Source organism: Stenotrophomonas geniculata, assembly GCF_034508895.1.
Classification (GTDB): Bacteria; Pseudomonadota; Gammaproteobacteria; order Xanthomonadales; family Xanthomonadaceae; genus Stenotrophomonas; species Stenotrophomonas geniculata.
Map to the genome: position 1 here is coordinate 3,546,219 of NZ_CP140571.1, position 22,745 is coordinate 3,568,963.

General features: G+C 65.6%; 14 protein-coding genes. 7 read left to right on the forward strand and 7 right to left on the reverse strand.

The annotated features are described in order from the left end of the window. The first annotated feature begins 18 nt into the window (after window positions 1-18). From RI032_RS16360 to RI032_RS16375, 4 genes are read left to right on the forward strand one after another with little or no spacing between them, the layout of a single operon-like run. Window positions 19-1,368, forward strand: a complete 1,350-nt coding sequence (locus RI032_RS16360; RefSeq protein ID WP_010480421.1) for a UDP-glucose dehydrogenase family protein — start codon at window positions 19-21, stop codon at window positions 1,366-1,368. Continuing rightward, a complete protein-coding gene (locus RI032_RS16365) occupies window positions 1,361-1,600 on the forward strand; it encodes a SlyX family protein (protein WP_019337356.1) in 240 nt (79 codons plus the stop codon). The genes RI032_RS16360 and RI032_RS16365 overlap by 8 nt, the downstream gene beginning before the upstream one ends. Before the next feature lie 10 nt (window positions 1,601-1,610). Further along, window positions 1,611-2,297, forward strand: a complete 687-nt coding sequence (locus RI032_RS16370) for a DUF2058 domain-containing protein (RefSeq protein WP_019337355.1) — start codon at window positions 1,611-1,613, stop codon at window positions 2,295-2,297. A gap of 48 nt (window positions 2,298-2,345) precedes the next feature. Next, window positions 2,346-4,418, forward strand: a complete 2,073-nt coding sequence (locus tag RI032_RS16375; protein ID WP_322547319.1) for an acyltransferase family protein — start codon at window positions 2,346-2,348, stop codon at window positions 4,416-4,418. A 14-nt stretch (window positions 4,419-4,432) separates the two neighbouring features. On the opposite strand, the gene RI032_RS16380 is transcribed toward RI032_RS16375, so the two are convergent. From RI032_RS16380 to RI032_RS16395, 4 genes are all read right to left on the reverse strand, one after another. After that, window positions 4,433-5,617, reverse strand: a complete 1,185-nt coding sequence (locus RI032_RS16380; protein ID WP_171954521.1) for an MFS transporter — start codon at window positions 5,615-5,617, stop codon at window positions 4,433-4,435. Between the two features lie 87 nt (window positions 5,618-5,704). Continuing rightward, entirely contained in the window at window positions 5,705-8,389 is a 2,685-nt protein-coding gene (gene metH, locus RI032_RS16385) for a methionine synthase (protein ID WP_322547320.1), read from the reverse strand. Beyond that, complete coding sequence (locus tag RI032_RS16390; RefSeq protein ID WP_010480431.1) at window positions 8,386-9,480, reverse strand: homocysteine S-methyltransferase family protein; 1,095 nt, start codon at window positions 9,478-9,480, stop codon at window positions 8,386-8,388. The genes metH and RI032_RS16390 overlap by 4 nt, the downstream gene beginning before the upstream one ends. A 12-nt stretch (window positions 9,481-9,492) precedes the next feature. Next, on the reverse strand, window positions 9,493-10,422 hold the full coding sequence (locus RI032_RS16395; protein ID WP_010480432.1) for an ArsR/SmtB family transcription factor: 930 nt from the start codon (window positions 10,420-10,422) through the stop codon (window positions 9,493-9,495). Window positions 10,423-10,574: 152 nt separating this feature from the next. Here RI032_RS16395 and RI032_RS16400 point away from each other — a divergent pair, with 152 nt between their 5' ends. Both RI032_RS16400 and RI032_RS16405 read left to right on the forward strand, forming a co-directional pair. Next, a complete protein-coding gene (locus RI032_RS16400) occupies window positions 10,575-11,723 on the forward strand; it encodes an acyl-CoA dehydrogenase family protein (protein ID WP_010480433.1) in 1,149 nt (382 codons plus the stop codon). 157 nt (window positions 11,724-11,880) lie between these two features. Further along, the gene (locus RI032_RS16405) at window positions 11,881-12,144 is read left to right on the forward strand and encodes a hypothetical protein (RefSeq protein ID WP_019337351.1); all 264 of its coding nucleotides are present in this window, start codon (window positions 11,881-11,883) and stop codon (window positions 12,142-12,144) included. Window positions 12,145-12,327: 183 nt separating this feature from the next. Here RI032_RS16405 and RI032_RS16410 read toward each other — a convergent pair whose 3' ends face one another. The 3 genes from RI032_RS16410 to RI032_RS16420 are packed head-to-tail and all read right to left on the reverse strand — an operon-like array spanning window position 12,328 to window position 17,441. Beyond that, on the reverse strand, window positions 12,328-15,501 hold the full coding sequence (locus RI032_RS16410; protein ID WP_322547321.1) for a multidrug efflux RND transporter permease subunit: 3,174 nt from the start codon (window positions 15,499-15,501) through the stop codon (window positions 12,328-12,330). Between the two features lie 15 nt (window positions 15,502-15,516). Further along, window positions 15,517-16,785 carry an efflux RND transporter periplasmic adaptor subunit gene (locus RI032_RS16415; RefSeq protein ID WP_322547322.1) on the reverse strand — a complete coding sequence of 423 codons (1,269 nt, stop codon included), beginning with the start codon at window positions 16,783-16,785 and terminating at the stop codon, window positions 15,517-15,519. Next, on the reverse strand, window positions 16,785-17,441 hold the full coding sequence (locus RI032_RS16420) for a TetR/AcrR family transcriptional regulator (protein WP_010480437.1): 657 nt from the start codon (window positions 17,439-17,441) through the stop codon (window positions 16,785-16,787). The genes RI032_RS16415 and RI032_RS16420 overlap by 1 nt, the downstream gene beginning before the upstream one ends. A gap of 250 nt (window positions 17,442-17,691) precedes the next feature. Between RI032_RS16420 and RI032_RS16425 the strand changes: the two genes are divergently transcribed. Continuing rightward, entirely contained in the window at window positions 17,692-22,668 is a 4,977-nt protein-coding gene (locus RI032_RS16425) for an NAD-glutamate dehydrogenase (protein ID WP_322547323.1), read from the forward strand. The last annotated feature ends 77 nt before the right edge of the window (window positions 22,669-22,745 follow it).

Consider the following 22,745-nt stretch of genomic DNA (forward strand, 5'->3'; position numbering starts at 1 on the left):
TCAGGAGCGAATACGGATATGCGCGTTGCGATTTTTGGTACCGGTTACGTTGGACTGGTGACCGGTACCTGCCTGGCCGACGCAGGCCACCAGGTGGTCTGCGTGGACATCGATCAGGCCAAGGTCGATGGCCTCAACCAGGGCATCATCCCGATCTATGAGCCGGGCCTTGAGCCGATGGTGAAGGCCAACCATGCCGCCTCGCGGCTGGCGTTCACCACCGATGCGGCGGCCGCCATCGAGCATGGCCAGGTGGTGTTCATCGCCGTTGGCACGCCCCCGGACGAGGATGGCAGCGCCGATCTGCAGTACGTGCTGGCCGTGGCCCGCACCATCGGCCGGCACATGAGCGTGCCGACCGTGGTGGTCAACAAGTCGACGGTGCCGGTCGGCACAGCTGACAAGGTGCGTGCAGCCATCGCTGAAGAGCTGGCCGCGCGGGGCGCGGACATCGCCTTCGACGTGGTGTCCAACCCGGAATTCCTGAAGGAAGGCGACGCAGTCGCCGACTGCATGCGCCCGGACCGCATCATCATCGGTGCGACCAGCGAGGAGTCGGTGGCGGTGATGCGTCGCCTGTACGCGCCGTTCAACCGCAACCACGACCGTGTGGTGGAAATGGACGTGCGCTCGGCCGAGCTGACCAAGTACGCCGCCAACGCGATGCTGGCGACCAAGATTTCGTTCATGAATGAAATCGCCAACATCGCCGAACGCGTGGGTGCCGACGTCGAGCAGGTCCGCCAGGGCATCGGCTCGGACCCGCGCATCGGCTGGCACTTCATCTATCCAGGCGCCGGCTACGGTGGCTCGTGCTTCCCGAAGGATGTGCAGGCACTGGCCCGTACCGCCCAGCAGTATGGCCTGGAGCCGAAGCTGCTCAATGCGGTTGAAGCGGTCAACGATGCACAGAAGGGCCACCTGTTCGCCCTCATCCAGCGCCATTACGACAAGGGCGAGGACGAAGGCGTGCGCGGCAAGACGTTCGCCGTATGGGGCCTGGCCTTCAAGCCGAACACCGACGACATGCGTGAGGCCTCCAGCCGTCGCCTGCTGGCCCAGCTCTGGGAAGGCGGTGCCACGGTGCGTGCCTACGACCCGGAAGCGATGCATGAATCGCAGCGCATCTTCGGTGAGCGCGACGACCTCACGTTCTGCAGCACGGCAGGCGAAGCACTGCAGGGCGCCGATGCACTGGTGGTGGTCACCGAGTGGAAGCAGTTCCGCAGCCCTGACTTCCAGAAGCTGCGCGAGCAGTTGAAGGACGCAGTGGTGTTCGACGGCCGCAACCTGTATGAGCCGGGCGAAGTGGAAGCTGCAGGTCTTGCGTACTACGGCATTGGCCGGGGGCGCTCGTTGCATGTCTGATATGCCCACTGAACGCGAGCAGGCGCTGGAAGCGCGCCTGGTCGAGCTGGAAATGCGCGTGTCCTTCCAGGAACAGGCGCTGGCCGAACTGAGCGATGCGCTGGCTGATGCCCGCATGCAGGGCATGCGCAACGCCGATGTGCTGCGCGTGCTGCTGGAAGACCTGGGCAAGGTCCGCAACGCACTGAATTCTTCTGATCCGGCGAGCGAACCGCCGCCGCCGCACTACTGATCCGAATCCTATGAGCGATACCCTCCGCGACCAGCTGATGGGCCTGGGCTTCAAGCCCGCGCCCAAGCCCGAGCGCAAGAATGATGGCCCCCGTCGTGATGGCCGCCCGCAGGGCAAGGGTGGCAACGGCAATGGAAAGCCGCAGGGCGCAGGCAAGGGCGAACACAAGCCCGGCGAGCGTCGCGGGCACGGTCATGGTGGCGCGGGCAAGCCCGGCGGGCATGCGCGCGGTGGCCAGGGACAGCAGGGGCCGCGCAAGCCGCGCAGCGCCGAAGAGATGGACCTGGCCAAGGCCTATGCCATCCGCGCGCAGCGGGAGAAGGAAGAGCGCATCGAGACCGAGCGCCTGAAGCAGGAAGAAGCACGCGTTCGCCGCGAGGCGAAGGCCAAGCTGGAAGAACTGCTGAAGGACAAGAGCCTCAACGCCGAGGCGGCGGACATCGCGCGTCACTTCCCGTATGGCGGCAAGATCAAGCGCATCTACGTGACCGCCGAACAGCTGACCGCGCTCAATGCCGGTGAGCTGGGCGTGGTGCAGCTCAATGGCCGCTACCTGCTGGTAACCGCCGACGTGCTGGCGCAGTCCGAAGCGGTGTTCGCCGCCTCGGTGGCGCTGAAGGTCGATCCGGATGCGCCGACCGAGGAAGATCCGTACGCGGACCCGCAGTACCAGGTGCCGGACGACCTGGTCTGGTAAAGGCGCAACCACTGCGGACGGCACTGTCTCTGCGGTCGGGAGAAAGGGATGACCGCTGATCCAAGCCGTGGCTACGTACCGCACATTGACGGCCTGCGCGCGATTGCCGTACTGGCCGTCATCGTGTTCCACCTTGACCCGGCCTGGTTGCCAGGCGGGTTCACCGGCGTAGACGTGTTCTTCGTCATTTCCGGGTTTGTGGTCAGCGCGTCGGTGCAACGGCTGCCGCCGTTGTCGCTGTGGCAGTCGATGCTGCGCTTCTATTCGCGCCGCATCCGTCGCATCGCACCTGCGCTGATCAGCTGCCTGCTGTTGACCGCCGTCGCCAGCGTACTGTTCATTCCCGAGTCCTGGCTCAGCGAGGCCAGTGACAAGACCGGGCTGATGGCATTCTTCGGCTTCAGCAACTGGGTACTGGCGCTGATCGGCAACGATTATTTCGCGCCCAAGGCCGAATTCAATCCCTACACCCATACCTGGTCGCTGGGCGTGGAGGAGCAGTTCTACCTGCTGTTCCCGCTGCTGTTCCTGGCCTGGGCGCGCGGCGCGCGCGGGCGTTGGATGAGCCTGGGATTGTTTGCCGTGGTCAGTGCGGCGTCGCTGCTGCATGCGGCGGTGCTGGGCCTGCGCGAGGCACCCCCATCGTGGGCGTTCTACGCCACCACTACGCGGCTGTGGCAACTGGGTGTTGGCGTACTGTTGTTCCAGTTGCTGCACGTGCGCGCATCACTCGATCAAGTGACGGGGGCGGCATTGAAGCGCGCTGCGCCCGTGTTCTCGCTGCTCGCGGTGGTGGCGTTGGCTTTGCTGAGTTGGGCGTTGTGGAGCGCACGGGCCGGCCGTTCGCCGTGGCCTGATGGCCTGCTGCCGACCTTTGCATCGGCAGGCCTGCTATGGGCGCTGCATCATCATCCGCAGGCCTGGGTGGCACGCCTGTTGGCCAGCAGGCCGATGCGCACCATTGGCCTGCTGTCGTACTCACTGTATCTGTGGCACTGGCCGGTGTTCGTGCTGATGCGCTGGACCGTGGGCCTGCAGACGCCCCTGCAGATGACCGCTGCGATGGCGCTGGTGCTGCTGCTGTCGTGGGTGTCGTGGCGCTGGGTAGAACAACCGTTCCGGGGGCCATGGGCGCAGCGTCTGCGCCCGGGTCGCTGGGTGCTGGCAGGTGCGGCTGTGCTGCTGGTCGCGGCCGGCACCCAGACGGTGCTGTACCTGCAGGCACCGTGGATATCACTGAGCACGGTCAGCCGGCATCCGGCCGACTGGTATCCCAACGGCAAGAGCGTGGCAGGCGACTATCCCGATTGTGCACTGGTGACGGACAAGCAGCGCTTCGCGGGCGGCAGCATGCGCACCTATGCCCGTGGGGCCTGCAACCGGCCGCTGCCGGCCGGTACGTCGAAGCGGGTGTTCGTTGCCGGCGATTCGCATGCGATGGCCTACATCGAACTACTGCAGCGACTGGCGCTTGAGACCGGTTCGGAGGTCGTCCTCTATGGCCGTGGTGGATGCCCGCAGGTGAGCCTGCAGAAGTGGCGGGGTGCGGGCGCGGGCTGTGGCGATTTCGATGCGGCGGTGCTCGCCGACATCACGCGGCGTGCGCAGCCGGGTGATGCCGTGGTGCTGGTGTCGCTGCGCATACCGCGCTTGTCCGATCAGTTCGTGTTGTTCGATGCGCAGGCGCAGCTGGCGGGCGAGCTGACCCCGGAAGCCACGGCGGGGCGTGAGGCCGAGGTGGTGGAGGCGATCGCCCAATGGCGGCCGTTGGCAGAGCGTGGTGTACGCATCGTGCTGGAGGCGCCCAAACCGGTGCTGCCGGCGCCGCCGTATCGATGCTCGGATCGCTTCAATTCACGTAACGAGGTCTGCCGCAATGGTCTGGACAGCATGCGCGAGGCGATGGAAACGTTGCGGGCACCGATGCTGGGCAGCCTGCAGCAGGTGGTCGATGGCCTGCCAGGCGGTGTGCTGTGGGATCCGATGCCGGTGCTGTGCGATGACGTGCTGTGCCGGGCGCAGCGCGATGGCCGGCCGCTGTTCTTCGATGGCGACCACCTCAGCGCGCATGGCAACCGTGTGCTTCTGCCATCGCTGCAGCAGGTACTGCTGCAGCAGTAGGACTGGCGCCGTCGTCAGGCCTCGGAGCGGTTCCGGCGTGCACGGATCAACGGCAGGCTCAGTGCGAAGAAGCACAGCAATGCGCCGACCAGGGCAAACCCGCTCCCCGCCAGGAATGCGGTGCGGCCATCGTCGATCTTCCACAGCTGGCCGGCAATGAGCGCGCCCAGCACGCCGCCGACACCGGACGAGAAACCGTACAGCAGGCCCTGGCCATGGCCGTTGAGGCGGCCCGGGAAATAGGTCGCCAGCATCTGCATGGCTGCGGCGAAGAAAGCAGCAAAGCCGAGCGCATGCGCGGTCTGGGCCAGCAGCATCACCGGCAGGTTCTCCGGGAACAGCGCGGTGACCGCCCAGCGCAGGCAGGAACTGACCAGCGCGATCAGCAGCATCCAGCTGGCGTCGTAGCGACGGAAGAAACGGCCGATGGTGAAGAACACGCCGACCTCGAACACCACGCCGATGGTCCACAGCAGGCCGAGCGTGGATGTGCGGTAGCCGTGATGGTCCATGTAGACCGAGAAGAACGTGTAGTACGGTCCGAACGAAAGCTGCTCCATGAAGGCAGCGAGGAAGAACGCGAGTACCGGAGGGCGGCGCACGATCTGCCAGAAGCCGCTGGCGTCGCCTTCGGTCCGGCCGATGCCGCGCGCGTAGTGATTGCTGAAGGCGGAAGCGACCAGCAGGACGAACAGCGGCAGCATCATCCACGGCAGCAGCCCGGCGCGGCTGGAGGTGCCGTCACCTTCGATCAGCCAGCCGAACAGGGTCACGATGGCGATGAAGCCCAGTGAGCCCCAGACCCGGATCAGGCCGTAGCGATGGCTGTCGCTGCCGAGATGGGTGAGGGTGATCGACTCGAACTGTGGCATTACCGCGTTGTAGAAGAAGCAGAACACCACCATTGCCGGATACATCCACGGCTGCGGCAGAGGAAGCAGGAACGCGGCGAAGCTGATCAGGGTCAGCAGGCAGCCGATACGCAGCAGGCGGATCGGCCGTGGCGAGGCCGCCGCCAGCGAGGTCCAGGTGCTGGGCGCAACCACACGCGTTGCATACCACAGGCCCATCATCACGCTGATCGCGGTCACGCTCATGCCGCGCGCGGTGAGGAACAGGCTCCAGTACGGGGTGAACGCACCGAGCGCTGCGTAGTAGAACAGGTAGAAGCTGGAGAGGCGGGCAACGGGGACAGTCATCGCGGAATGATGAAGCAAAAAGGGGGACGGAGGGGATCAAGTCGTTTGGGGCACAAACGACTTGATCCCCTCCGCCCCTTTTCTGTGTCATTCGGGATCGTAGTCGAGGTTGGAGGCCAGCCAGCGCTCGGCCTGGGCGCGGTCCACGCCCTTGCGGCGTGCGTAGTCGCCGACCTGTTCGCGGCTGAGCCGGCCGACCACGAAGTACTGGCTCTGCGGGTGGCTGAAGTAGTAACCCGATACCGCTGCGGTGGGCAGCATCGCGAAGCTCTCGGTCAACGCCATGCCGGCGTTCGCTTCGGCTTGCAGCAGGTCGAACAGGCAGCGCTTTTCGCTGTGCTCCGGGCAGGCGGGATAGCCCGGCGCGGGGCGGATACCGCGATACTGTTCGTCGATCAGTGCCTCGTTGTCCAGCGTCTCGGCGTGGTCGTAGCCCCAGAATTCCGTGCGTACGCGCTGGTGCAGCCGCTCGGCCAACGCTTCGGCGAAGCGGTCGGCGAGGGCCTTGAGCAGGATCGCGTTGTAATCGTCATGGTCGGCCTCGAAGCGCGCCACGTGGGCGTCGATGCCGATGCCGGCGGTCACCGCGAAGGCGCCGATCCAGTCCTGCTGGCCACTGTCGGCCGGCGCGATGAAATCGGCCAGGCAGAAATCGGGGCGCTCGGGCGGCTTGTCCACCTGCTGGCGCAGGAAGTGCAGCGTGGTCTCGCCCTGCGGGTGCTGCACGCGCACGTCGTCGCCGACGCTGTTGGCCGGCCACAGGCCGAACACGGCCTTGGCGGTCAGCCACTTTTCGCCGACGATGCGCTCGAGCATCGCGCGGGCATCCTTGTACAGATCGCTGGCCTGAGTGCCGACGATCTCGTCGGTGAGGATGGCCGGGAACTTGCCGGCCAGCTCCCAGGCCTGGAAGAACGGCGTCCAGTCGATGTAGTCGACCAGTTCGGCCAGCGGGTAGTCGTCGAATACGTGCAGGCCGGGCTGGTTCGGTGCCGGCGGCGTGTAGCTGTCCCATCCTCCCTGGAATTTCTGCCCGCGTGCATGTTCCAGCGTGACCAGGCGCTTGGCATCGCCGCGATTGCGGTGGCGCGCGCGGATCTCGGCATAGTCGGCCTCGTTGGCGGCAACGAAGGCTTCACGCAGGTCACGCGAGATCAGCGACTGGGCCACGCCGACCGCGCGCGAGGCATCTTTCACCCACACCGTGGGGGCCTTGTAATGCGGGTCGATCTTCAGCGCGGTATGCGCACGCGAGGTCGTGGCGCCACCGATCAGCAGCGGCAGCTCGAAGCCCTGGCGCTGCATCTCGCGGGCGACGTGGCTCATCTCCTCCAGCGACGGAGTGATCAGCCCGGACAGACCGATCAGGTCGGCGTTGTGTTCACGGGCGGCATCGAGGATCTTCTGTGCCGGCACCATCACGCCAAGGTCGACTACTTCAAAGTTGTTGCAGGCCAGGACCACGCCGACGATGTTCTTGCCGATGTCATGCACATCGCCCTTCACCGTGGCCATGATGATCTTGCCGTTGCTCTTGGCGGTGTCGCCGCTGCGCGCCTTTTCCGCTTCGATGTACGGCAGCAGGTAGGCCACCGCCTTCTTCATCACGCGCGCGGACTTCACCACCTGCGGCAGGAACATCTTGCCGGCGCCGAACAGGTCGCCGACCACGTTCATGCCGTCCATCAGCGGGCCTTCGATCACATCCAGCGGGCGGCTGGAGGCCTGGCGGGCCAGTTCGGTGTCCTCTTCCACATAGGCGTCCAGGCCATGCACCAGCGCGTGCGCCAGGCGCTGCGCCACCGGCTTCTCGCGCCAGGCCAGGTCCTCGGTCTTTGCCGCGCCCTTCTTGCCCTTGTAGCGCTCGGCGATTTCCAGCAGGCGCTCAGTGGCGTCGCTGCGGCGGTTGAGGATCACGTCCTCCACGCGCTCGCGCAGTTCCGGCTCCAGCTCGTCGTAGATCGGCATGGCGCCGGCGTTGACGATGCCCATGTCCATGCCGGCGGCGATGGCGTGGTACAGGAACACCGAGTGGATGGCCTGGCGTACCGTTTCGTTGCCACGGAACGAGAACGACACGTTGGAGACACCGCCGGACACATGGCAGTGCGGCAGCGTCTGCTTGATGATGCGGGTGGCTTCGATGAAGTCCACTGCATAGTTGTCGTGCTCTTCGATGCCGGTGGCGACGGCGAAGATGTTCGGGTCGAAGATGATGTCCTGCGGCGGGAAACCGATCTCGTCGACGAGGATGCGGTAGGCGCGGGTGCATATCTCGACCTTGCGCGCGCAGGTATCGGCCTGCCCGCTTTCATCGAAGGCCATCACCACCGCGGCGGCGCCATAGCGCAGGACCTTGCGTGCGTGTTCGCGGAACAGTGCCTCGCCTTCCTTCAGCGAGATCGAGTTGACCACGCTCTTGCCCTGCAGGCATTTCAGGCCGGCCTCGATCACGCTCCACTTGGAGGAGTCGACCATCACCGGGATACGCGCGATGTCCGGCTCGGACATGATCAGGTTGAGGTAGCGGGTCATCGCCGCTTCCGAATCGATCAGGCCCTCGTCCATGTTGACGTCGAGGATCTGCGCGCCGCTGGCCACCTGCTGGCGGGCCACGTCCACCGCTTCTTCGTAGCGGCCTTCCTTGACCAGCTTGCGGAACTGCGCGCTGCCGGTGACGTTGGTGCGTTCGCCGACGTTGATGAACAGCAGATCCGGGGTAATGACCAGCGGTTCCAGGCCGGACAGGCGGGTGTAGGGCGAGGTGCTCATGCGGCCTGCTGCTCCTGGGAACCGGGCAGGGCGCGCGGCGGCAGCCCGGCCACGGCCTCGGCAATTGCACGGATATGGTCCGGGGTGGAACCGCAGCAGCCGCCGACCAGGTTCAGCAGGCCATCTTCGGCGAAGCCTCGCAGGGTACTGGCCATGTCCTCCGGCGTTTCGTCGTACTCGCCGAAGGCATTGGGCAGGCCGGCATTGGGGTGTGCGCTGACATAACAGCCGGCGACCTGTGCAAGGGTTTCCACGTGCGGGCGCATGGCATCGGCACCCAGCGCGCAGTTCAGTCCGATCGACAGCGGTCGTGCATGCGCCAGCGAGGCATGGAAGGCTTCCGCTGTCTGCCCGGACAGGGTGCGTCCGGACGCGTCGGTGATGGTGCCGGAGATCATCACCGGCAAGCGCGCGCCACGCGCATCAAAAGCCTCTTCCAGCGCATACAGCGCCGCCTTGGCGTTGAGCGTGTCGAAGATGGTCTCGACCATGAGGGTGTCGGCACCGCCGTCGATCAGGCCCTCGATCGCTTCGCGGTAGGTGTCGCGCAGCTCGTCGAAGCTGGTGTTGCGGAAGCCCGGATCATTGACGTCGGGACTGATCGAGGCGGTGCGGCTGGTGGGGCCGATCACCCCGATCACGAAGCGGGGCTTGCCCGGCGTGGTCGCAGCCACTGCATCACAGCAGGTTCGCGCAACTGCGGCACCGGCCTTGTTCAATTCGTACACCAGGTGTTCGAGGTGGTAGTCGGCCTGGCTGACCGACGTGGCGTTGAAGGTGTTGGTCTCGACCAGATCCGCGCCCGCTTCCAGGTAGGCGGTGTGGATGTCGGCGACGATCTGCGGCCGGGTCAGCAGCAGCAGATCGTTGTTGCCCTTCAGGTCATGGCCTTCCGGTGTTGCGTGATCGCAGCCGGGGCCATGCAGATGGTCGTAGCCATCGGCGAAGCGCTCGCCACGGTAATCGTCTTCCTGCAGGCCATGGCGCTGGATCATCGTACCCATCGCGCCGTCGATGATCAGGATCCGCTCGCGCAGGGCGTCGAGCAGGGCGTTGGCACGATCAGGATGCAACCAGGGCAGGGCAGGCATGGCGGTCTCGGCTCAGGGCTTGTTGGCGATCAGTGAAATCACTTCAAAGTGCGGCGGACGCTTTTCGCGGGTGACCGTCTCCAGGCTGGACACCTGCAGGCCGGCCTTGTCGACGAACCTGCGCAGTTCCTTGTCACTGAAACCGAGGTTGACGTGGCCGTAAGCCTCCACTGCTGCCTTGTGCTCGTGGCGGGCGAGGCTGCACAGCAGCAGGCGGCCACCGGGGCGCAGCACGCGTGCGGCTTCGGTCACCGCCTGCGCCGGTTTGCTGGCGTAGGTCAGCGCATGCATCAGCACCACCAGGTCGAAGCTGCCGTCCTTGAACGGCAGGGCGTGCATGTCGCCCTCGCGCACTTCCACATTGGGCAGGCGGCGCAGGCGCTCGCTGGCGGCGGCGACCACGCGTGCGCTGGTGTCGATACAGATGTAGCGCTTGGCATGCGGGGCGACGAGTTCGGCCAGCACGCCATCACCGGAGGCAATGTCCAGCACGTCGCCGGTTTCCAGCAGTGGCAGCGCGGTGCGCGCAAGGGCCTCCCAGGTCCGGCCTGGAGAATAGTGGCGCTCCATGTCGCCGGCCACGCTGTCGGCCCAGTTCTGGTCGGAGGCGCGGTGGGCCAGCACGGCGGCGACGCGTTCGGCGTCCTGGCGAAGCAGCGGGTCGTCGCTTCCATTGCTCAAGGCATGCCACAATGCACGCTGCGCGGGGTCCAGCTGGGCCTCGTCGAAGCGGTAATAGGCCGACACGCCGGCACGGCGGTCGCGAACCAGGCCGGCTTCCTTCAGGCGCGCCAGATGGGTGGACACCCGCGGCTGTGCCAGCCGGGTGATCGCCGACAGTTCGGCCACGGTCAGTTCCTCCTGCTCCAGCAGCGCCAGCAGGCGCACGCGGGTCGCATCGGCGAACACCTTCAGGCGGGTCGACCAGTCTTCAAGATCCATAAATATCTACCTATCGCGATATAGAGATATATTCGCTGAGAAGGCCTGCCGCGGTCAAGTCGCTGGCGTACGGAAGCCGCCGGCCCCGGTACAATCGGGGCACCTGGGCACGCCGTGCGCGGCCCATAACATCATGTACCCGGGAGGGTGTTGTGGATTTCAGCTTTACTGAAGAGCAGTTGATGTTGCAGGACGTGGCGCGGCGGATCGCGCAGGAGAAGATCGCTCCGAGCGCGGAGCACCATGACCGTACCGGCGAGTTCCCGCTGGACAACATCCGCCTGCTCGGCGAGAACGGCCTGATGGGCATCGAAGTGCCGACCGAATACGGCGGCGCGGGCATGGACCCGATCGCGTACGTGCTGGCGATGGTGGAGGTCGCCGCCGCCGACGCAGCCCATTCGACCATCATGTCGGTGAACAACTCGCTGTTCTGCAACGGCATCCTCACTCACGGTACCGAAGCGCAGAAGCAGACCTACGTGCGTGCGATCGCCGAAGGCGAGGCCATCGGTGCATTCGCGCTGACCGAGCCGCAGTCGGGTTCGGACGCGACCGCCATGCGCTGCCGCGCGGTGAAGCAGGCCGACGGCACCTTCGTGATCAACGGCAAGAAGAGCTGGATCACCTCCGGCCCGGTGGCCAAGTACATCGTGCTGTTCGCGATGAGCGAGCCGGACAAGGGCGCGCGTGGTATCACCGCCTTCATCATCGATACCGACAAGGCGGGTTTCGGCCGCGGCAAGACCGAGCCGAAGCTGGGCATCCGTGCTTCGGCCACCTGCGAGATCGAGTTCAACGATTACGTGGCGCAGGCCGAAGACGTGCTGGGCCAGGAAGGCGAGGGCTTCAAGATCGCCATGAGCGTGCTTGATGCTGGCCGCATCGGCATCGCTTCGCAGGCCATCGGCATCGCCCGTGCCGCCTATGAAGCGACCCTGGAATACGTGAAGGAGCGCAAGGCGTTCGGCGCGGCCATCGGTACCTTCCAGATGACCCAGGCCAAGATCGCCGACATGAAGTGCAAGCTGGACGCAGCGCTGCTGCTGACCCTGCGCGCCGCATGGGTGAAGGGCCAGGGCAAGCGTTTCAGCACCGAAGCCGCGGTGGCCAAGCTGACCGCTTCGGAAGCCGCGATGTGGATCACCCACCAGGCGGTGCAGATCCATGGCGGCATGGGTTATTCGAAGGAAATGCCGCTGGAGCGCTACTTCCGTGATGCCAAGATCACCGAGATCTACGAAGGCACCTCGGAAATCCAGCGCTTGGTGATCGCCCGCAACGAGACCGGACTGCGCTGAGTGGCAAGGGCCGCGCCGCTGCAACGGCGGCGCGGCCGGTAGATCCACGCCATGCGTGGATCTACACGGTCTTCCTGGCTGGGCGATACCCGATCTGTTCCAATACAGGTCGTTTATTACGCGGTCTGCAAAGATGATCTATCGAGGTTGGGGATTCATGACGCTGGTGACGCCGATCGCAGCCATCCTGCTGCTGGCGTACTTCTTCCCGCATGAAGGCTCCAAGGGCAACACTCCACTGCCCCAGGTGCTGCTGGGTGCAGGCATCGGCGCAGCGGTGAACGTACTGCTGGGCCTGTGGCTCAATCGTGTGCCCCGGCAGAAGGGCGAGGCCGCACCCCATCACTTCTTCTTCCTGCCGATGCAATGGCCTGCGCTGGCTCTCGTGGTGGTGTGCGTGGTGATTGCGCTACTGCGCTGAGACGTGGCCCGAACGGCGCCAACCAAGGTTGGCGGCTACCGGGCATGCCGCAGCTCTGGTGATTGCCAGCCGTCGGGCATGTCGTTGCCCTGGTAGATGCCAACCTTGGTTGGGATGCATTCAAAAGCAGAAAAAAGGCCCCGGATCGCTCCGGGGCCTTTCTCGTTTCAGCTCACCACCGGATCAACGATCCGGGCGGTGTGCAGCATCCGCATCACGCTGGCGTTCCATGAACTCCTTGGACGGTTCATCCAGCTTGTCGCCCAGCATGCGGCGCACGACCACGAAGAACACCGGGATCATCAACAGGCCGAGCAGGGTGGCGAACAGCATGCCGCCGATCACGCCGGTACCGATGGCGTGGCGGGAGTTGGCGCCGGCGCCGGTGGAGATCGCCATCGGGATCACGCCCATGATGAACGCGAACGAGGTCATCAGGATCGGTCGGAAACGCAGGCGTGCCGCCTCGATGGTGGCATCACGCAGGGTCTTGCCAGCTGCGCGCTGCTCCACCGCGAACTCGACGATCAGGATCGCGTTCTTCGCCGCCAGGCCGATCACGGTGATCAGGCCGATCTTGAAGAACAGGTCGTTCGGCAGGCCACGCAGCATGGACAGGCCGAGGGCGCCGAGCACGCCCAGCGGCACTACCAGCAGCACCGCCACCGGGATCGACCAGCTTTCATACAACGCGGCCAGGCACAGGAACACCACTACGATCGACAGCACCAGCAGCAGCGTCGCCGCGTTGCCGGCCAGGATTTCCTGGTAGGACATGCCGGACCAGTCGTAGCCGAAACCGGCCGGCAGGTCGTCGTTGACGATCGCCTCCATGGTCTGCATCGCTTCACCCGAGCTGGTGCCCGGTGCCTGCGAACCGACGATGTTGATCGCCGAGTAGCCGTTGTAGCGGCTCAGCGACGGCGGTGCCGACACCCATTCGGACTTGACCACCGTGTTGAGCGGGATCATCGCGTTGGTACCGTCGGCATTGGTGGTGAGGCTGGACGGGCTGTAGAAGCTCTTCAGCGACTCCTGGCCGGTGCGGTACGGGCCATCGGCCTGCATGGTCACGCGCTTGATGCGGCCTTCATAGAAGAAGTCATTGACGTACACCGGGGCCAGCATCAGCTGGATGGTGCTGTACACGTCCGACACCGACATGCCCATCGACTGCGCCTGCACGCGGTCCACGTGCAGCTGCAGCTGCGGCGCGTTTTCCAGGCCGTTCGGGCGCACACCGACCAGGTGGTCCGGTTTCTGCGCGGCCTGGCCGAGCAGGATGTTGCGGGCCTGGGTCAACTGTTCGTAGCCGGCACCGCTACGGTCCTGCAGCCACATGTCAAAGCCACCGAACTGGCCGAGGCCCTGCACGGTGGGCAGGTTGACCACGAAGATCTGCGCTTCCTTGATGCCGTAGAACGCGCCGTTCATGTTCTGGATGAACTCCGGCGCGGTGAACTTGCGTTCCTCCCACGGCTTCAGGCGGATGAAGCCCATGCCCACGTTCTCGCCGGAACCGACGAAGCTGAAGCCGGCCACCTGCAGCATGCCTTCATAGCCATCCTGCTTTTCCAGGATGCCACGCATCTGCGCGAACACTTCGTTGGTCTGGCCCTTGGTCGAGCCCGGCGGCAGCTGCACGATCGCCAGCGCATAGCCCTGGTCTTCTTCCGGCAGGAAGCTGCCCGGCATGCGGGTGAACAGGAAGCCGCACAGCGCGGTCAGCACCACGAACAGGATCATCCAGCGCGGCGCATGGCGCACCGCCGAGGTGATGTGCCCCACGTAGGTGTGGCTGATCTTGTCGTAGTACTTGTTGAAGGTGCGGTAGACGATGTTCGGGTTGTCGTTGTGCGTCGGCTTGAGGAAGGTCGCGCACAGCGCCGGGGTGAAGCCCAGCGCCAGGAACGCCGAGAACGCCATCGAGATGGCGATGGTCAGCGCGAACTGCTTGTAGATCTCGCCGGCGGCACCGCCCTGCAGGGCGGAGGGGATGAACACCGCGGCCAGCACGACGGTGATCGCCACCACCGCGCCGGTGATCTGGGTCATCGCCTTCTGCGTGGCCGGCTTCGGCGCCAGGCCCTCCTCGGTCATGATGCGTTCGACGTTCTCGATCACCACGATCGCGTCATCGACCACGATGCCGATCGCCAGCACCATCGCGAACAGGGTCAGCTGGTTGATCGTGAAGCCGATCATCCACATGCCCAGGAAGGTACCGAGCAGGGCCACCGGGATGACCAGGGTCGGGATCAGGGTGGCGCGGAAGTTCTGCAGGAAGATCAGCATCACCAGGAACACCAGGAACACCGCCTCGAACAGCGTCTTGACCACTTCCTGGATCGAGATCTTGACGAAGGTGGTGCTGTCGTACGGCGAGAACCAGGTGACGCCGGCCGGGAAGCTGGGCTGCAGTTCGTCCATCTTGGCGCGCACCGCATCGGCCACGTTCAGGGCATTGGCGCCCGGCAGCAGCTGGATGGCGAAGGCGCCGGTCGGCTTGCCGTTGTACTGGGTGTCGAAGCCGTAGTTGTTGGCACCGAAGGCAACGCGGGCGATGTCCTTCAGCAGCACGCGCGAACCGTCAGCATTGGCGCGCAGGATGATGTTCTCGAACTCCTGCGGCGAACTGAAGCGGCCTTCGGCCGAGACCGTGGCGGTGAAGTGCTGGCCCTCCGGCGACGGGTCCGAACCCAGCGCACCGGCGGCGAACTGCACGTTCTGCGCGCGCACCGCCGCCAGCACCTGGCTGGCCGACAGGCCATAACCCTGCATCTTTTCCGGGTTCAGCCAGATGTTCATGGCGTACTCGGAACCGAACTGCTGCGTGCTGCCGACGCCGGGGATACGCGAGACCTGGTCGAGCACGCGCGAACCGACGATGTCGTTCAGGGCGTCACGGTTGATGGCGGGGGTATCGGACTGCAGCGCCACCACCATCAGGAAGCCGGCGTTGGCCTTGGCCACCACCACGCCCTGCTGGGTGACTTCCGAGGGCAGGCGTGGCGTGGCCAGCGAGACCTTGTTCTGCACCTGCACCTGGGCGATGTCCGGATCGGTACCGGTCTCGAAGGTCAGGGTGATCTGTGCACGGCCGTTGGAGGCGGACGAGGAGCTGAAGTACAGCAGGTGATCGATACCGGTCAGCTGCTGCTCGATCACCTGGGTGACCGACTTCTCCGTGGTGTCGGCACTGGCACCCGGGTAGGTGGCCGAGACGGTGACCTGCGGCGGGGCGATGTTGGGATAGGACTCCACGCCCAGGTTGAGGATCGCGATCACGCCGCTGAGCGAGATCAGGATCGCAACCACCCAGGCGAAGACTGGATGTTCGATGAAAAATTTAGGCATGACGGAAGGTTCCCGTTACTGCTTGTTCGAATCGGTGGCTGCCGGCTTGGCCGCATCGGCCTGCTCGGGCTTGGCCGCGTCGGCCGGTGCCTTGCCTGCGGCCGGTGCCGCGCCCGCCGGAGCGGCGCCGCCTGCGGCAGGCTTGCCGTTGGCGTCCTGCCCCGGGGTCCACGGCTTGGCGACTGCCGGTGCGCCTTCCTTGACCTTCTGCACGCCGGCCACGATCACCTTGTCACCGGCGGCCAGGCCGTCGCTGACCAGCCAGTTGCCGTTCTGTGCACCGTCGGTCTTCACGTTCTTGCGGATGACCTTGCCGTCGGCACCGACCACCATCACGTAGCCGCCGGTGGTGTCACGCAGCAGTGCCTGCTGCGGCACCAGGTAGGCGTTGTTGCGCTCGCCCAGGTTGGCCTGGAAGCTGACGAAGGCACCCGGCAGCAGGATCTGCTGCGGGTTCGGCAGCAGCGCACGCAGCGACACCGCGCCGGTGGCCGGGTCGACCGTGGTCGAAGAGAAGTCCAGCGTGCCCGGCTCGCTGTAAGTGGTGCCGTCGGCCAGCTTGACGTTGACCGTGGCCTTGCCGTCACCCGACAGCGCCAGCGCGCCCTTGGCCTGCTGCGCACGCAGCTGGGTCAGCTCATCCACGCTCAGCGAGAAGTTCACGTACAGCGGGTCGAGCTGGTCGACGGTGGTCAGCAGGGTCACATCGCCTTGGCCGACCAGTGCGCCCTCGGTGACCTGCTGCTTGTTGGCCACGCCACTGATCGGTGCGGTCACTTCGGTATAGCCCAGGCTGATGCGCGAGGAGGTCACCGCCGCTTCGGCCTGCTTGACCGCGGCCAGCGCGGTGCGTTCGGCCGATTCGGCGTTGTCCAGGTCGGACTTGGAGACGAACTGCTGCGGCGCCAGCGAACGGGCGCGGTCGGCGGCCACCTTGGCATTGGCGTAGGTGGCGCGGGCCGAAGCCAGCTGGGCCTCGGAGGCGTTGAGCGAGGCACGCAGCGGCGCCGGGTCGATCAGGAACAGGGGTTGCCCCTGCTTGACCTGGGAGCCTTCCTGGTAGACGCGCTTGAGCAGTACGCCCGGCACGCGCGCACGCACGTCGGCGCTGCGGAACGGCGACAGGCGGCCGACCAGCTCACGCTGCAGCGGCAGGGTCTGCGGCTTGGCGTCGATCACGCCCACCTCCGGCGGCGGGGGCGTCTGCTGTTCCGGCTTCTTGCAGGCAGCCAGCGCGACAGCAACGGCGCACGTCAAGGCAAGGGTGCGGAGTGGGACGGTCATCAGGAGGAACTCCGGGGTTGGTTTGAAGACGGGGCCGGCGACGGCTGAGGCGCGAAGGCGCGCAGGAAGCTGTCGACGGAGAACTCTGCCCAGCGCCGACGCAGCTGCGCGTCATCACGATGGGGGGTATGGAAGCGCTGTTTGTCGAAATCCTGACCGGCGATCATGCTCAGCAGCAGTTCGGCCATGAAGTGCGGGTCGTCATGCCGGAGCTGGCCTCGCATGCAAACGGTTTCAATCCATTCAGCAAGATGAAGCGTCAGCGCGCCGGCACCATGCCGGTACAGCGTACGCGCCTCTTCGGGAAACTGGGATGCATCGGCGGCGATCAGCCGACAGGCCTGGCCCACGTGCGGTTGGTTGAAGTGCTCCAGAAAGTCGGTGGCGAACTGGAGCAGGCTGGCACGCAGGTCGTCAGTGCGGAGTGCACGAACCATGGCGCCGGTGGCGTGGCCGACGTGGCGCTGCATCACCCGGCGCAGCAGTTCCTGCTTGCTGCCGTAACGCGAGTACAGGGTCTGCTTGGAGCAGCCGGCGTGCTGGGCTACCGCATCCATGCTCATCTGCATGCCCTGCTGGGCCAGCAGCTCGCGCACGGCATCGAACACGCGCTCATCGCGTGCGTCGAGGGCAACGGGGAGGTAGGCCGGATTCACGCGGTGGACTATACCGTCCAGTTCAGGATTGTGGAATCGAATCGGTGTCGCCGCGTGTGTCTTCCGGTAACACGCTTTGCCGATCCTGTCGGCAGTGCTGAAGCGGGCGCCAGCACCATACCGGTGCGAACTGAATAGGCGTCTAAACCGCAGCAAACCCGAATCTGGTTATTCCGTCCTGCAGCAAGGCCTTTTCGTGCGGTAGGGCTACAATTTCATTTTCCCAACTGAGCAAGCGCATCGCTCTGCCATGAAACCGCAAAAAACCGCAGCCAAGACCGTGAAAAACAAGACCAAACCAGCAGAAGCGGAGGTCGCAGTGACCGCTGGTTTCTCCCTGGAGCCGGTGTACACGGCCTTGCGCAAGCGCTACCCCGCGGCCGCACAGGCCGAAGCAGTGGCATTTGCCACTGACTTCTACAAGCGCATGGAGTCGGACGAGTTCCCGCACCACAGCGCTGAAGAGTGGGCCGCTCTCGCGGCTGAGACGCTGGAATTCGCCCGTGCCCGCAAGGCCGGCAAGGCCAACGTCCGCGTGTTCAATCCGACCGCGAAGGCCAACGGTTGGGAGTCGCCGCACACCGTGCTGCAGATCGTCAACGACGACATGCCGTTCCTGGTCGACACCGTCACCATGTCGCTGGCCGAACAGGGCGTGGGTGTCCACGTGCTGGGCCACCCGGTGCTGCGTTTCACCCGCGACAAGGCCGGCAAGCTGGTCAAGGTCGGCGAAGGCGATGCCGAGTCGGTGATGCTGCTGGAGATCGACCGCCAGCCGGCCGACGCCATGGCCGCCATCGAACAGGCCATCAACAAGGCGCTGGACGAAGTGCGTGCGATCGTGCGCGACTGGCAGCCGATGAAGGACAAGGCGCTGGCACTGGCCGACGACCTGGGCAGCCGCCAGCTGCCGGTCGACGACGCGTCGCGCAAGGAAGCACAGGAGTTCCTGCGCTGGGCCGCCGACAACCACTTCACCTTCTTCGGCTACCGCGAGTACCGCGTCGAGAAGCAGGGCAAGGAAGACGTGCTGGCGCCGCTGAACGACACCGGCCTGGGCCTGATGCGCGGCAAGGACAAGTCCGCCGCCCGTCCGGTCAAGACCCTGGCCGCGCAGGGCCTGAACACCACGTCCGGGCTGAAGGACGCGCTGATCCTGACCAAGACCAATGCCCGTTCGCGGGTGCACCGCGCTGGCTACATGGACTACATCGGCGTGCTGGAATTCGACGCCAAGGGCAAGATCATCGGCGAGCAGCGCTTCCTCGGCCTGTTCACCTCCAGCGCCTATAACCGTCGCCCGTGGGAAATCCCGCTGGTGCGCCAGCGCCACGAGCACGTGATGAAGCAGTCGGGCCTGGCCCCGGCCAGCCACAGCGGCAAGGCCCTGCGCCACATCCTGGAAACCCTGCCGCGCGAAGAACTGTTCCAGTCCAGCGAGGACGAACTGTTCCGCACCGCGATGGGCGTGCTGGGCCTGCAGGAGCGCGTGCGCAGCCGCCTGTTCCTGCGCCGCGACAAGTACAGCCGTTTCATTTCCGCGCTGGTCTACCTGCCGCGCGAGCGCTTCAACACCGACGTGCGCCTGCGCATCGAAGCGATGCTGAAGGAAGCGCTGCACGGCGAGTACGTGGACAGCTCGGTGGTGCTGGGCGAATCGCCGCTGGCCCAGGTGCACCTGATCGTGCGCCCGAAGCCGGGTGAAATGCTCGACGTCGATACCGCCGAACTGGAGCAGAAGCTGGCCCAGGTGCTGCGCAACTGGCAGGACGACCTGCGCGAAGCGCTGGTGTCCCGCCATGGCGAGACCGAAGGCCTGCGCATCGCCGCCCGCATCGGCAAGGCGTTGCCGGCCGGCTACATCGAAGACAACAGCACCGCGGTTGCCGCCAACGATGTCAGCCAGCTCGACGCCCTGACCGGCCCGGACGACCTGCGCCTGAGCCTGCAGGCCGTGCCGCGCGAAAGCGGCGATGGCCTGCGCCTGAAGCTGTATCGCCAGCTGGACGACATTCCGCTGTCGGATGCGCTGCCGATGATGGAAAACATGGGCCTGCGCGTGATCGCCGAGCGTCCGTACCGCCTGTCGGTCGACAACGCGCCGGTGTACGTGCAGGACTTCGAGGTCGAATCGACCGCCGGCGCGATCGATGCCGCCAGCGTCGATGAAGCCTTCGGCGAGACCTTCGCCCGCGTCTGGCACGGCGATGCCGAGAACGATGGCTTCAACCGCCTGGTGCTGGCTGCCGGCCTGCATTGGCGCCAGGTCGCCATGCTGCGTGGCTACTGCAAGTACCTGCTGCAGACCGGCGTGCCGTTCTCGCAGGCCTACGTGGAAGGCACCTTCGCGCGCTACCCGCTGCTGGCCCGCTTGCTGGTCGAGCTGTTCGAAGCACGCTTCGATCCGGCCACCGGCCACGAGAGCAGGGACGACATCGCTGCCGGCCAGGCCCAGCTGAAGGCCCACTTCGATGTGCTGGCTGCTGGCGACGACGCCACCCTGAAGGTGCTCAAGACCGTGGTCGACGCCCGCAAGGGTGACCGCGACGCACAGATGCAGGCTGCGCGCGATGCGCTGCTGAAGCTGATGGACCGCGTGTCCAGCCTGGACGAGGACCGCATCCTGCGCTCGTTCATGGGTGTGATCGACGCGACCCTGCGTACCAGCTACTACCAGACCGATGCCAACGGCCAGCACGGCCATGTCATCAGCTTCAAGTTCGATTCGGCGCTGGTGCCGGACCTGCCGAAGCCGCGCCCGTACCGCGAAATCTTCGTCTACGGCCCGCGCGTGGAAGGTACCCACCTGCGCTTCGGCGCCGTGGCCCGTGGTGGCCTGCGCTGGTCGGATCGTCGCGAAGACTTCCGTACCGAAGTGCTGGGCCTGGTCAAGGCGCAGATGGTCAAGAACACCGTCATCGTGCCGGTCGGCGCGAAGGGTGGCTTCTTCGCCAAGATGCCGCCGGTGAATGGCGATCGCGATGCGATCTTCGCCAACGGCGTGGCCTGCTACAAGCTGTTCATCCAGGGCCTGCTGGACATCACCGACAACATCGTCAACAACAAGATCGTGCCGCCGGTGGATGTCGTGCGCCACGACATGGACGATCCGTACCTGGTGGTGGCGGCCGACAAGGGCACCGCGACCTTCTCCGACATCGCCAACGGCCTGGCCATTGCGCACGGCTTCTGGATGGGCGATGCATTCGCCTCCGGTGGTTCGGTCGGTTACGACCACAAGGGCATGGGCATCACCGCACGCGGTGCGTGGGAGTCGGTCAAGCGCCACTTCCGTGCGCTGGGTCGTGACAGCCAGAGCCAGGACTTCACCGCGGTCGGCGTCGGCGACATGTCCGGCGACGTGTTCGGCAACGGCATGCTGCTGTCGCGCCACATCCGCCTGGTCGCTGCATTCGACCACCGCCACATCTTCCTGGACCCGAACCCGGATGCGGCCACCACGTTCGTCGAACGTGAGCGCCTGTTCACCGTGCCGCGTTCGAGCTGGGCGGACTACGATGCCAAGCTGATCAGCAAGGGCGGCGGCATCTATCCGCGCAGCCTGAAGTCGATCGAGATCACCCCGCAGGTGCGTGAAGCGCTGGGCCTGGACGACAACGTCAAGGCGCTGTCGCCGAACGATCTGATGAGCGCGATCCTGAAGGCACCGGTCGACCTGCTGTGGAACGGCGGCATCGGTACCTACGTGAAGGCTGCCAGCGAGCAGCACAGCGATGTCGGCGACCGCGCCAACAACGCGCTGCGCGTGAATGGTGGCGAGCTGCGCTGCAAGGTAGTGGGCGAGGGCGGCAACCTGGGCATGACCCAGCTGGGCCGCATCGAAGCCGCGCAGGCCGGCGTGCTGCTCAACACCGACTTCATCGACAACTCGGCCGGTGTCGACACCTCCGACCATGAAGTCAACATCAAGATCCTGCTCAATGATGTGGTGCGGGCCAAGAAGCTGACCGTCGAGCAGCGCAACAAGCTGCTGGCCTCGATGACCGATGAAGTCGCAGAGCTGGTGCTCAACGACAACTACCGCCAGAACCAGGCGCTGAGCCTGATGGAGCGGATGGCGGTCAAGCGCCTGGGTTCCAAGCAGCACTTCATCCGTACCCTGGAACAGCAGGGGCTGCTCGACCGCCAGATCGAGTTCCTGCCGTCCGACGCCGAGCTGTCCCAGCGCAAGGCACGTGGCCAGGGCCTGACCCGTCCGGAACTGTCGGTGCTGCTGTCCTACTCCAAGCTGGTGGCGTTCGCCCAGCTGCTGGATTCGGACATCCCGGAAGATCCGTACCTGTCCAAGGAACTGCAGCGCTACTTCCCGACCCCGCTGCAGAAGAAGTACGCCGACGCGATGGAGCGTCACCGCCTGAAGCGCGAAATCATCGCCACGGCCGTGACCAACCAGACCATCAACCGCATGGGCGCTACCTTCCTGATGCGCATGCAGGAAGACACCGGCCGTTCCATCGCCGAGGTCGCCAAGGCCTACACCATCAGCCGCGAAACGCTGGATGCACGCGCGCTGTGGGCGCAGATCGATGCCCTCGACGGCAAAGTGCCGGAGTCGGTGCAGATCGATGCGCTGGAAGTGATCTGGAAGCTGCAGCGCTCGTTCGTGCGCTGGCTGCTGTCGCGCCCGGGTGCGATGCCGGGCATCACCGAAGCGGTCAACCGCTACCAGGGTCCGTTCAACGACATCCGCGTTGCTTCGGGTGTGCTGCCGGATTCGCAGCGTCCGACCTACGAAGCCCTGGTGGCCGAGTGGAAGGAAAAGGGCCTGCCGTCCGCGCTGGCGCAGCAGCTGGCCGAACTGCACTTCCTGGAGCCGGCGTTCGACATCATCGAACTGGCCCGCACCCGCAAGCTGAAGCCGGTGGACGTGTCCAAGGTCCACTTCCGCCTGGGCGATGCCCTGCAGCTGCCGTGGCTGTTCGAGCAGGTCGACGCGCTGGAGGTCAACGGTCGTTGGCACGCCGTGGCACGTGGCGTGCTGCGTGACGAACTGGCGGCCAACCACCGCAACCTGGCCGGCCAGGTGCTGGGCACCAAGGGCAGCAGCGCGGAGGCCAAGGTCGCAGCCTGGATGGGCCGTGACGACAACAGCCTGCGCTTCACCCTGGCGATGCTGGCCGAACTGGCCGAGCAGAAGACCCTGGACTACCCGACCGTTTCGGTCGCAGTCCAGCGCCTGGGCCAGCTGGCCGCGCATGGTGCGTAAGCGCATTCGCGCTGACGCCCCACGGTTTGCTCTGCAAACCGTGGGCCCCATGCCAACCATGCTCCCAGACCCCCGCG

Excerpts from the sequence above, each read along its gene's own strand:
- RI032_RS16360 (WP_010480421.1), top strand. The coding sequence starts at position 19 with ATGCGCGTTGCGATTTTTGGTACCGGTTACGTTGGACTGGTGACCGGT.
- RI032_RS16365 (WP_019337356.1), top strand. The coding sequence starts at position 1,361 with ATGTCTGATATGCCCACTGAACGCGAGCAGGCGCTGGAAGCGCGCCTG.
- RI032_RS16370 (WP_019337355.1), top strand. The coding sequence starts at position 1,611 with ATGAGCGATACCCTCCGCGACCAGCTGATGGGCCTGGGCTTCAAGCCC.
- RI032_RS16375 (WP_322547319.1), top strand. The coding sequence starts at position 2,346 with ATGACCGCTGATCCAAGCCGTGGCTACGTACCGCACATTGACGGCCTG.
- RI032_RS16380 (WP_171954521.1), bottom strand. The coding sequence starts at position 5,617 with ATGACTGTCCCCGTTGCCCGCCTCTCCAGCTTCTACCTGTTCTACTAC.
- metH (WP_322547320.1), bottom strand. The coding sequence starts at position 8,389 with ATGAGCACCTCGCCCTACACCCGCCTGTCCGGCCTGGAACCGCTGGTC.
- RI032_RS16390 (WP_010480431.1), bottom strand. The coding sequence starts at position 9,480 with ATGCCTGCCCTGCCCTGGTTGCATCCTGATCGTGCCAACGCCCTGCTC.
- RI032_RS16395 (WP_010480432.1), bottom strand. The coding sequence starts at position 10,422 with ATGGATCTTGAAGACTGGTCGACCCGCCTGAAGGTGTTCGCCGATGCG.
- RI032_RS16405 (WP_019337351.1), top strand. The coding sequence starts at position 11,881 with ATGACGCTGGTGACGCCGATCGCAGCCATCCTGCTGCTGGCGTACTTC.
- RI032_RS16410 (WP_322547321.1), bottom strand. The coding sequence starts at position 15,501 with ATGCCTAAATTTTTCATCGAACATCCAGTCTTCGCCTGGGTGGTTGCG.
- RI032_RS16415 (WP_322547322.1), bottom strand. The coding sequence starts at position 16,785 with ATGACCGTCCCACTCCGCACCCTTGCCTTGACGTGCGCCGTTGCTGTC.
- RI032_RS16425 (WP_322547323.1), top strand. The coding sequence starts at position 17,692 with ATGAAACCGCAAAAAACCGCAGCCAAGACCGTGAAAAACAAGACCAAA.